Genomic DNA, 442 nt, shown 5'->3' on the forward strand with positions numbered 1-442 from the left:
GTTAGGCGCAGAGCTTCCACGTAACGATTGGCTCCATGGGCGCTTCTTTGTAGAGGTCAATTTGGCGGATTTGAACGCTTCGGAAATCGTAAAGAGGAATAATGAACTAGATGCGCGTTTGGTCATTTCGTGTACTGATGCTGAACTGATCGAAATGATGCTGATCGGTAACAAGTATCGAGAGCGCTATCGCGAGTATGCTTTCGCGGATCAAATGAGCATGCTGCTGCCGAACCTCTCCAAAATTCAGTCCCTGCCATATGGTGAGGCTGTTTCGTTGCTCGATGCGGCTCAGGCCTTGATTACGGCTGATAGTGCTCCCTAGTAGCCATTAACTAGTGAGTGAGAGTCCCGCTAGATGTTTGGATACCTCTTACCTTTGCGGTCTCCCCTCCTTGGATTTGAGGGAGCGGAGGCAGTAGTCGGGCGAATGGAGCATTGT

General features: G+C 50.2%; 1 protein-coding gene. It reads left to right on the forward strand.

All coding sequences use genetic code 11. The features are described from left to right. Window positions 1-325, forward strand: a 325-nt coding sequence (locus LPA54_RS39060) for a hypothetical protein (protein ID WP_228985140.1), incomplete at its 5' end; no start/stop codon positions are given. Window positions 326-442 lie beyond the last annotated feature (117 nt).

Source organism: Streptomyces sp. DH12 (assembly GCF_020873895.1).
Classification (GTDB): domain Bacteria; phylum Actinomycetota; class Actinomycetes; order Streptomycetales; family Streptomycetaceae; genus Streptomyces.